Raw genomic sequence first — 6113 nt, forward strand, 5'->3', positions numbered from 1 at the left:
GTGTTGGGCTTGAAGGCCAGGCCCCAGAGCGCAAAGGTCTTGCCTTTGAGGTTGCCCTTGAAATAGCGGTCCACCTTGTCGAAGAGAACCGATTTCTGTGCGTTGTTGCGCTCCTCGACGGCGCGCAGCAGCTTGGCGTCGAATTTGACGCCTTCGGCGGTCTTGATCAGCGCCCGCACGTCCTTGGGGAAGCACGAACCGCCATAACCCAGACCCGGATAGATGAAATGGTAGCCGATGCGGGGATCGCTGCCGATGCCCTTGCGGACCTCCTCGATGTCGGCGCCGAGCTGTTCGGCCAAATTGGCCATCTCGTTCATGAAGCTGATCTTGGTCGCCAGCATACAGTTGGCGGCATATTTGGTGAATTCGGCGCTTCGCACGTCCATCACGATCATCTTCTCGTGGTTGCGGTTGAACGGCGCGTAGAGTTCGCGCATCACAGCCTCGGTGTCCTCGCTGTCGGTGCCGACGATGATGCGGTCCGGCTTCATGCAATCGGCGACCGCGGACCCCTCCTTGAGGAACTCGGGATTCGAAGCGACATCGAAAGCCAGGTCCTCGCGGCCTCTTTTCTTCAACGTGTCGGCAATCCTGGCCTTCACCTTTTCGCAGGTGCCGACCGGCACCGTAGACTTGCCGACGACGATCTTGGGTTTGTCCATTTCGCGGCCGATGGTCTCAGCGACGGCCAGCACATATTTGAGATCGGCCGAGCCGTCCTCGCCCGGCGGCGTGCCGACCGCGATCATCTGGATCTCGCCATGCCTGACAGCGGCGGCGGCATCGGTGGTGAACTTGATGCGGCCGGCGGCATGGTTTTCCTTAACGAGGTTTTCCAAACCGGGTTCGAAAATGGGAACCAGGCCCTGGTTGAGCCGCTCGACCTTGGCGCCGTCGATGTCGACGCACACCACCTGGTGCCCGACTTCGGCAAGGACCGCAGCCTGCACGAGGCCGACATAGCCAATTCCAAACACCGTCAAATTCATTCGGTTTCATTCCCATGCAAGGCAGCGGACCGTTTTCGGTCCCGCCGGTTCAAATCGACTTTCCCAACTACTTTACACTGCATGCCAGCGATTCCGGAAATTGACAGGGTTCGCCGAGCGCCGTGAAGGCAACCCGCTCGATCTGCAGGGAAAGCTTGCGGCCCGGATCCGCGAACGCTCCCATCCAACCCTTCATCGTATCGCTGCCCCAAAAGCTGAAGAATATCTTCTGTGCATGGCTGGGCAGCTTCGCCGGGTCGGTAATCGTGTTCACCAGCTGGCCGTTGACGTACCATCGCAAGCTGTCCTTCTGCCAGACGAAGGCGTAGTCGTTGAAGGCGTTCTCCGTGCCGCCAGGCACGTCGACCAGCTTCTCGTTCTTGCCCTTGCCCGCGATATAGGCATTGACCTGCACCTTGGAAGTGTCCTTGGTCAGCACCTCGAAGTCGATCTCGTCCCAGGGCTGCTTGTCGCTGGGACCGATATAGGTGAAGAACGCCGCGTTAAGGCCGGAGCCGGTGTCGGTCTTCAGCCGTGCCTCATAGGTGCCGTAGCCGAAGCGCTGCTTGGTCTGGATCTCGCCGCAGACGTAGTCGCGATCCTTCAGCGTCTGCTTTTCGAAGCCGAGCGACAGCACATTATTCGACAGTTCGACCATGCCTTTCGACCAGGTGCAATTCTGATGGCTGCCGTTGTTCCAGCCGTCGGAAACATACCAGCGCGCGCGATCGAAGCTTTTGAAATCATCGACGAAGGACGACGATGTCGGAATGTCCTGAGCGTAGGAAGGGGTTGCCAGGAAACCACCGACAGCAGCCAGCAGCAACGCACCGAGCGACCCCAGCCGTCGCCAGGCGGCTTGTCCGGTCCGATATGCGAGAGGCGGCGCGTCAATTGCTGTCGTAGGTTTCGGATTCGACTTCATATCAAACTCACCTTTGCGCTGTGTGTCCCCAACCCAAAATCGACGTGCGAACCGCTCCTGAACGGGCCAACCTTGACCTTCCCTGTGACCCTCTCGATTGCTTCCCGCCTTGCATCAAATCTGTTGCAACAGTTCCGAGCCTTCACGTTTCAACCTCTGCCGGCGCCTGCCGGCCAGGCGAATTCCGCCGAGGCGGCCGAATCGGCGTCCTCGTCGAAGACCATATCCAGCGAATGACGGAGCTCTTTCATCATGCCGTCCTGGCGCGACAGCGCTGCAATGCGGCGTTCGCAATTCAGGATCGACTGTGTCAGTGCGCTGACTTCCGAAGACCGCTTGTCGGACGCTGAGCCGTTTTCCATGGCTTCGACCAGGAAGGCGGCGTTGGTCGACGTTGTCCGGTAGCGATTCTCAAGCCCGATTCTCTCGGCCTCGATCTCGGCCCCAATCTGTTCGAACAGCTTTGCCAGACGATCAAGACGTGAAACATCGGCCTGCCGGTCGCGGGCCGGATCCCTTGATCTGAAACCGAATATCGAGGCCATGAACTCAGGTTCCTGTCATCGCCGGCTTGTGGGCCGGGCTTCTGGCCGATCCCCGCAGCCGGGGCTCAAAAATTCGTGTTGCGTTGTCCTGCTCCTTTTGAGGGAGAGACATCGGACCAATCCGATCGGGGGCCAGTTCGGCTGGTCGTCCACTATGCTGCACCGCAACATAGACTGCCATCGTCGGAGCCGCGAGGCAACCACCCAATTCGTAAACTCATAAATCCGGCCGAAATGGTTTGCGTGATGACGTGCTGCGAGCGGACAAATCGCAAGCACCGGGGTCCGCTCTCAGCGTTCCTTGCCCGTGCTGGTTCCGGCCATCAGAAAGCGCCGCGGCGGCACAGGCTTTTGGCTGGACATAAGGCCGACGCGACGAAACAGCGCCTCGAGCTTGTCGGAAGCCACGCCCTGGACGATGGGGACGAGGTTGGACAGGCTGGCGAAAGCGTAAGCCGCGGCCGATGCCAGCCCCCGCTCAGCCTTGACGTCAAGGAAATTGCGCAGCCGATATTTGTCGCGCACGTGCCGTTCATGCCGCCGCAGCACCGCCTTCGAGCCTTCCGGCAGACTGTCGATCGCCAGCAGCGCCAGATCCGCATCGGCCAAACGCTTCAGGTCCTGAGTCTTGTGGCGGCCGCTCAAAGAATCGGCGCGGACGACGGCGCCGTAGCCGCAGGAGCGAATGACCTTGAACCGCGCCCCGCATGCGACTGCGCGGGCGTAGAGTTCATAGTCCTCGCCCAGCCGCAGGCTCTCGTCGTAGCTCAACCCGTGGCGGTGGAGGAAGGCACGGCTTATCACCGGCTTCAAGAAGCCCAGTTCGCCCCTCTGCACGCGGCGCCTGGAGATGTTGCCTTCGACGAAGCGCTCGAAATCGAGGAATTCCGGATCGGCGGCAAATTGCGGCGCGACGATTTTCGTCGCGTCGCCCGTCGCATCATCCCTGATCAGCATGATGTTGTCGGCTGCGAAATCCCAATCGGCCCCGGCAAACAGGTTGCGAAACCGGCCTTCGAGGAAAAAATCGTCGGCATCAAGAATGCTGATGAACGGCGATTTCGAGCCGGCGATGGCTGCGTTGCGGGCAAAGGAGGGGCCGCGATTGACATCGAGGCGCATCACGGAGAGCCGCCCGCTGCCATCATCGGCGGATCGTGCGACATCGGCGGTGTCGTCGGTAGAGGCATCATCGACAACGACGACCTCCGCCACTTCCGGTTCGCGCAACGCGGATGCGATGGCGACGGCGATTGTCGCTGCGGCGTTTTTTGCCGCGATGATCACGCAGACCTCGGATTTCGTCATCGACATGGATTTGCCTCTCGTACAGGTAATATCGATTTGCCCTCGCCCCGTACTCCTTCGATGCCCTACAGAATTGCCATCAGCACCCAATTTGCCTTCATTCAGCGACTTCCCGGCCGCTCGAAGATGCGGCGGCTGATATCGGCGGACGCCGCCCAGCCGGCTTCGGCCAGATAGCGGACCGGCGCGCGGCCGCACAGTTCCCACAGCACCGTTCGCCGCTGTGGCCACCGCAGCGACGGCAGCCATGGCGCGATGACCATGCTGAGCAGATCCTCATTGCCGATGCGCGACAGGATCCTGGTCGCGCGCTGCGACAGCAGCGTGCCAGCGCCGCCGAGTAGCACATCGGCGGCGCGCAGGCCAAGCAGCAGCGTGTCGTCCAAACCTTGTACGGTTGCGGCATCGAGCAAACGCTGCTGATCCCCCTCGTCGAGGCGGGCGGCGCTGGCACCGATATCACAGACGTAGCCCGCGCAGGGTTCCCGGTTGAAAAGTGCCTTGGCGACGCTGATGCAGGACAAAAGCAAAGTATCGGCCACCGAGGTGAACGGCACCGTCGCACCGGCGATTTCGACCTGTCGCTTGCGCCGCAGAAACCCGTCCGCGTCGCGCGGGCTTGGCGAGCCGGGCTGCTGGAGGCGGTAATGGAGATCTACCGTGGACGACCTCGGCCCGTCGTCCCGGGTCATGTGCTGTTCGCCGAGGAAGCGGACCCACCAGACGGAGTTCGACTTGCCTGATACCTCATAACCGATCTGGCGAAGCGCATCACGCGCCCTGAAAAATCCGAGCGGCGAAACCAGGATGTCGACATCGCCGGACGGCTTCATGAAGTGGTCGTCGTAGAGAAGCTGCTGCTGGAACGGACCCTTCAGAAAAACAAAATCGATCTCGCTGGCGCGCAGCACATCATGGACCGCCATGGAATCCATGATGCAGGACGCGTTCATCGAAACCGTCCTCCTGCGGTAGGTGTCGAGCCATCGGAAAAGCTCAGGCGGCCTCTCAAGCGCGGGTGCGCGCGAAAGGGCCTTGAGGACAAAGGTGGCGACCTTGTTCAGCCTGGCGATGTCGGCAATTTTGGCACCGTCCAGATCACGCATCGAAATGTCGCCCGCGCCGGCGTGCGGCCCGGCAAAATACAATCGCAGGCAGGCCTGTACGTAGGCCACCTCGTCGGCACAGCCGGCGGCGCGCAATCGTTCGTATGAGCCGTCAGGCAAGGCCATTTAGCGCACAATCTCCCAAGAAAGCGGTTTGCGCGAACACTTATGCTGCACGTGCGAAGCAAACATCACCAAAAACCTCGATGCCGTAAAGCCTTTCCTTTTACAGTGCGAATTTTTGCAACCGAAGCGTCTATCGAGATCGCGTCGGAAAGAAGTGAGAACCGCGGCTGAAATATCCTTGCCAGGTCTTTTAGCCGATCCCCGGCCGAATTTTCCAAACAGAAAATTCTTTCCATTAGCAGAGCCTAAAAATAAGCACAAAGCAAACGATTTATGCAAGCAAAATCATATGCTTAAAGAATCAGCACAGGCGCTGCCATCATGCCCAAGGAATCGGCTAAAAAGTGACAAGTTTTAGGCATGGCCGCTCATGTCCTGACGCCAGCAACGTAATTGATTAACGGAAGGTAAAACAGTCTTGACTCATAAATGCTGCCGTGCAGCTATTGCATTGCAGCATAAAAGTGCTGACGGCACTCGACAGGCCGTTTCCAGTCCTAAATCGGAGAGTAAAATGGAACAGAATGTTGAAAAGCATGAATACGAGACACCAAGCCTGACGGTTCATGGTTCGATTGAGACCATCACCCAGGGTGGCGGCGGCAACACGGCGATCGACGCATCGTTCCCCGCGCACACGCCGATCGGCGACCTGACGTTCTCCTGAGACTTATAGCCGTCTCCAGAGTGACATTTTGGGACTCTGGATTCAAAAGCAGACGTAAGAGGGGTCGGGGGGCCAGCCTCCCGACTTCTCCTGCGCCAACCGGAGATGTCGAAGCGTTTTGTCAGTGAGGTGCGGGGATGAACGGGAAGCAATCCGACCATGATCTGGCCGACCACGATAGCGTGAGTGCGACCAAGGATGCCGTGGCTTGCGAGTTCGGCGATGGCTTGGCGCTGCTCAATCTCAAATCCAATGTCTACTACAGCCTGAATGGCGTCGGCGCCTTCATCTGGGATTTGATCCAGGAGCCCCGGTCGATCGGCGACATCCGCAGCGCCGTGCTTGCGCGCTATAATGTCGACCCGGTGCGCTGCCAGGCCGATGTCGACGCATTGCTGAAGGGCCTGACCGATAATGGGCTTGCGAGACGGCATCATGAGGCAC

The 6113-nt window shown here is 59.7% G+C and carries 7 protein-coding genes; 2 read left to right on the top strand and 5 right to left on the bottom strand.

Annotation, left to right across the window (positions count from 1 at the left end):
- From EN750_RS14915 to EN750_RS14935, 5 genes are all read right to left on the bottom strand, one after another.
- Window positions 1-992: UDP-glucose/GDP-mannose dehydrogenase family protein (locus tag EN750_RS14915; RefSeq protein WP_145967655.1), on the bottom strand; the 992-nt coding region annotated here is incomplete at its 3' end.
- A gap of 67 nt (window positions 993-1059) precedes the next feature.
- A complete protein-coding gene (locus EN750_RS14920; RefSeq protein ID WP_127396874.1) occupies window positions 1060-1917 on the bottom strand; it encodes a family 16 glycosylhydrolase in 858 nt (285 codons plus the stop codon).
- A 149-nt stretch (window positions 1918-2066) separates the two neighbouring features.
- A complete protein-coding gene (locus tag EN750_RS14925) occupies window positions 2067-2462 on the bottom strand; it encodes a hypothetical protein (protein ID WP_127396875.1) in 396 nt (131 codons plus the stop codon).
- 291 nt (window positions 2463-2753) lie between these two features.
- Window positions 2754-3776 (bottom strand): glycosyltransferase, encoded by a 1023-nt coding sequence (locus EN750_RS14930; protein WP_127396876.1) that lies wholly within the window; start codon window positions 3774-3776, stop codon window positions 2754-2756.
- A 95-nt stretch (window positions 3777-3871) separates the two neighbouring features.
- Window positions 3872-5002, bottom strand: a complete 1131-nt coding sequence (locus EN750_RS14935; RefSeq protein WP_127267622.1) for a nucleotidyltransferase family protein — start codon at window positions 5000-5002, stop codon at window positions 3872-3874.
- A 514-nt stretch (window positions 5003-5516) separates the two neighbouring features.
- Here EN750_RS14935 and EN750_RS14940 point away from each other — a divergent pair.
- Both EN750_RS14940 and EN750_RS14945 read left to right on the top strand, forming a co-directional pair.
- On the top strand, window positions 5517-5669 hold the full coding sequence (locus tag EN750_RS14940) for a lasso peptide (RefSeq protein WP_013891488.1): 153 nt from the start codon (window positions 5517-5519) through the stop codon (window positions 5667-5669).
- A 137-nt stretch (window positions 5670-5806) separates the two neighbouring features.
- On the top strand, window positions 5807-6113 hold a 307-nt coding region (locus tag EN750_RS14945), incomplete at its 3' end, for a PqqD family protein (RefSeq protein WP_145967657.1).

This window comes from Mesorhizobium sp. M7A.F.Ca.ET.027.03.2.1, assembly GCF_003999175.1.
Lineage (GTDB): Bacteria > Pseudomonadota > Alphaproteobacteria > Rhizobiales > Rhizobiaceae > Mesorhizobium.

Bases quoted from the DNA above. Each gene is read 5' to 3' on its own strand.
- EN750_RS14920 (WP_127396874.1), bottom strand. From the start codon at position 1,917: ATGAAGTCGAATCCGAAACCTACGACAGCAATTGACGCGCCGCCTCTC.
- EN750_RS14925 (WP_127396875.1), bottom strand. From the start codon at position 2,462: ATGGCCTCGATATTCGGTTTCAGATCAAGGGATCCGGCCCGCGACCGG.
- EN750_RS14930 (WP_127396876.1), bottom strand. From the start codon at position 3,776: ATGTCGATGACGAAATCCGAGGTCTGCGTGATCATCGCGGCAAAAAAC.
- EN750_RS14935 (WP_127267622.1), bottom strand. From the start codon at position 5,002: ATGGCCTTGCCTGACGGCTCATACGAACGATTGCGCGCCGCCGGCTGT.
- EN750_RS14940 (WP_013891488.1), top strand. From the start codon at position 5,517: ATGGAACAGAATGTTGAAAAGCATGAATACGAGACACCAAGCCTGACG.